This is a genomic window from Moraxella sp. CTOTU47724 (genome assembly GCF_032014955.1).
GTDB lineage: Bacteria > Pseudomonadota > Gammaproteobacteria > Pseudomonadales > Moraxellaceae > Faucicola > Faucicola tetraodonis.
This window is the reverse complement of sequence record NZ_DALZSV010000097.1, coordinates 1-3876: the sequence shown is the minus strand read 5'-3', so window position 1 is coordinate 3876 and position 3876 is coordinate 1. Positions and strand designations below refer to the sequence as shown.

The window sequence follows — 3876 nt, the reverse complement described above, 5'->3', positions numbered from 1 at the left end:
GGGGTCAGTACAGAAAACGGAAAAAATAGGGCGGTAAGGAATTTTGTCGAGTTTTAACCCATTCTAAAACAACCACTTATTGCCTTTGAGTATCTTTAAATGAGTTTAGACTTCATCAGGTCGCCTAAGCGGTCTAAACTTCCCATTTCCAACTTTCACATTACTTTTCCAAAGGTAATCACCCGTCAGATTGATATGCTCCCAGCCCAGTGGCGACAGGTACTGAAGGTAGTCATCATCAATTTCTTGACCTTGCTCTCGCAACGCATTTACCGCCCGCTCGATATATACTGTATTCCATAGCACAATGGCTGCCGTTAGTAAATTTAAGCCACTGGCTCGATAACGTTGTTGCTCGAAACTACGGTCACGAATCTCCCCTAAACGATTAAAGAATACCGCTCGGGCTAACGCATTACGGGCTTCGCCTTTGTTTAATCCTGCTTGGACACGGCGACGCAATTCTTTATGCTGTAACCAATCTAAAATAAACAAAGTGCGTTCAATACGCCCCACTTCACGCAACGCTAAAGCCAAACCATTTTGTCTTGGATAACTGCCAAGCTTACGCAAGATAAGAGACGCAGTCACCGTTCCTTGTTTAATTGAGGTCGCTAATCGTAAAATATCGGACCAGTGCTCTTTAATCAATTGGATGTTGATTGTCCCACCGAGCATAGGTTTTAAGGCTTGATACGGGTTATCACCTTTGGGAATAAATAGTTTGGTGTCACCTAAATCTCGAATACGAGGGGCAAATTTGAATCCTAGCAAGTGCATTAACGCAAACACATGGTCAGTAAAGCCTGCGGTATCCGTGTAATGTTCATCGACTTTCAAATCTGATTGATGATACAGCAAACCATCTAACACATAGGTTGATTCACGAATACCGACATTCACAAGCTTGCTGTGAAATGGGCTGTATTGGTCAGATACGTGGGTGTAAATCAATCGCCCTGGCTCTGAACCGTATTTAGGATTAATATGTCCCATATTTTGTCCCCTGCCACCTGTTTTAAAGCGTTGTCCATCCGATGATGATGTTGTACCATCGCCCCAATATTGGGCAAATGGTTGATTTAATTGAGCGTTGGTCAGCACGGCTAAAGCGGCAGTATAAGTTTCATCCCGAATGTACCATGCCTGTAGCCATGACAACTTAGAATGGGTCGTGCTAGGACAGGATTCTGCCATTTTCTTTAATCCAAGATTAATACCATCGCTTAAAATGGCAGTTAGTAGTAAATGTTTGTCTTGGATTGAACTTTCACGCTTTAAATGAATAAACTCATCACTAAACCCTATCCATTCATCAACCTCAAGCAGTAATTCAGTGATTTTGATATGTGGGAGCATACTGGCAACTTGGGTTATCAGTATTTGAGCCGACTCTGGAAATACGGCATCGAGTGGGGTGATTTTTAAGCCTGAGCTGGTAATGCTTGCCTCTGGTAGGTTATCAGCTTTAGCAAGCTTATTGGTTGTTTTGAGCTGTTCTACAAGTAACGTTAAACGTTGATTCTGATAAGATAGATAATAGGGATTGATAGCAACGGGTAGCTCACCTTGTGGTATTTTTTGAAACTCATCCTTGGTTATTAGATAGTCATCAAAGGCTTTAAACTGCCGTGACCCTTGTACCCAAATATCCCCTGAACGTAAGGCGTTTTTTAGTTCGGAGAGTACGCATAATTCATAATATCGTACGTCGATATCATTATCTGTGTGAATCAGCTTGTGCCAGCGTTTCTTAATAAATTTGGTGGGTGGGTTATCAGGTAGCTTGCGACTCTCAGCTTTATTCATTGTTCGCAATACCTCAATGGCTTGCATTAAGCTGTTTGAGCTTGAGGTGGCTTGCAATGGCAGAATGTCTAGCATGGCGGGTGCATAACGGCGAATGGTTTGGTAACTGTCATTGATTCTTGGCAGAAAGTCAAAGTCATTGGGCTGAACGAGACTTTCGGCATCATCAACACTTTGGGTAAACGCTTCCCATGAAATGATGTTTTCAATCGCATCAAATGGGTCGATATTTTGTTGCTTCGCTTGGATTAAAGCTTTACCAATACGGGTATAAAGTTCAACTTTTTCATTGATGGATTTGCCAGATGCACTAAAAACTTGCTGATGTTTGTTTTTGGCTTTGTTAAAGATTTTACCAATGATACGGTCATGCAAATCAATAATTTCATCGATAATGGTGGCTTTGCTTTCACTAACCAAGGCAACTAGGGTGGCATACCGCCGTTTGGATTCAAATTTAGCAAGGTCAGCCGCTTGCATTTGACCACCTTCTCGGGCAATTTTTAGCAAGCGATTTTGGTGAATGCGGCGCTCAATACCGTCAGGTAAGTTTATATCGAGGCAGTATTGAAGCCTGTCAATGTGAGAAAGCATATGCCGAGAATTGGGTTTAAGTGGAGATTGACGTAACCAACCAAGATTAGTGAGATTGGTCCCATTTCTGATTTGAAGCAACGCATCGAGTTTCTCTACATGGTTTTGGCTTAAATCATCTGTTAGTCGAGAATAGATGGTTTTATTTGCCTGGGTAATGGCTTCGGCACAGATTTGCTCAATGGCGTTGATTGCAGGCAGTAGTATTCGCTGTGAACGCAAATAACTGATGAGATGTTCGGCAAGAATAACGCCTTTATCGGTGTCAATTGCCAGTGTGGTGAGATAATTGACATATTGCTCATCATTGAGGTGGGCATAGCTGATAAAGCCAAATAATTGCTGTAACTCTAAAATGTGCTCTCTTCTGGTTTTTTCTCTAAAACTATAATCATTCCAGCTATCTTGAGTAATGCCTAATTGCTGACTGGTAAAATTTAGCAAGTCTGAATCTGGGGATTCATTAGGTCCTAATACTATCCCAGGATACCGCATATAACAAAGCTGGATAGCAAACCCCAGTCTGTTCGCATCGCCACGACGTTGTTTGATGATAGATATATCCGCTTCGCTTAAGCTGTAACAACGAATAAATTCTGCTTGATTGTCAGGTAGAGCAATGAGTGATTGTTTTTCACTAGCAGATAAAATGGAGCGACGGGGCATAGCAAACAACCTTTGCTAAAATGATTAATTGATGAATTTCACACCTTTGGCAACTTTATAGATTGTGGCTCGACTGACCCCAAATTGTTTGGCAATATTAGTCGCTGAGGTATGACGGTCGCTCATCAGCTGGCGAATCATTTGTTTTTCATCATCGGTGAGTTTTTCAGGTCGTCCGCCTAAGCGACCCCGAGCACGAGCTGAGCTTAAACCTGCTTGGGTACGTTCTCGAATCAACTCTCGCTCAAATTCAGCAAGGGATGCAAACAAGTGAAAGGTGAGTTTGCCTGATGTGGTACTGGTATCAATGCTTTCTTTGATGGAAACTAGCTCACAGCCAATTTCTTGCAGTTGATTGACGATAGTGATTAAATCTTTAAGACTACGACCCAGTCTATCAAGTCGCCAGATGTATAGCGTATCACCATTTCGCAACGCTTGAAGACAGTTTTCCAGTTGAGGACGTTTGTCTTTTACTGAAGATATTTTCTCTTGAAAGATTTTTTCACAACCGCAGTTTGTTAGTGCATCCAATTGTAAATCAAGGTGTTGGTCAAGCGTCGATGTGCGAGCATAGCCGATTTTCATAAGTGCCTTTATAGGTGTTTATAAAGCAAAATATAAGGCTTTATTATACGCTATTTTATAAATGAGTTAATATACAAAAAATTGCTAGGATAGCCATTAAAAATGGGTGAAAATAAACTGTCTATTAAACCCTGGTTTTTTAGACAGTTGAAAAACGCTTAAAAATACTCGACAAAATTCCTTACCGCCCTATTTTTTCCGTTTTCTGTGCTGACCCCA

At 41.4% G+C, this 3876-nt stretch carries 2 protein-coding genes; both read right to left on the bottom strand.

Features of this window, described 5'->3' with window-relative positions:
• Nucleotides 1–105: 105 nt before the first annotated feature.
• Nucleotides 106–3069, bottom strand: a complete 2964-nt coding sequence (locus tag RTR63_RS11600) for a Tn3 family transposase (protein ID WP_036600749.1) — start codon at nt 3067–3069, stop codon at nt 106–108.
• 24 nt (nt 3070–3093) lie between these two features.
• Nucleotides 3094–3657 (bottom strand): recombinase family protein, encoded by a 564-nt coding sequence (locus RTR63_RS11595; protein ID WP_036600750.1) that lies wholly within the window; start codon nt 3655–3657, stop codon nt 3094–3096.
• Between the last annotated feature and the right edge of the window lie 219 nt (nt 3658–3876).

Coding starts and splice junctions, on each gene's coding strand:
- RTR63_RS11600 (WP_036600749.1), bottom strand. CDS start 3,069: ATGCCCCGTCGCTCCATTTTATCTGCTAGTGAAAAACAATCACTCATT.
- RTR63_RS11595 (WP_036600750.1), bottom strand. CDS start 3,657: ATGAAAATCGGCTATGCTCGCACATCGACGCTTGACCAACACCTTGAT.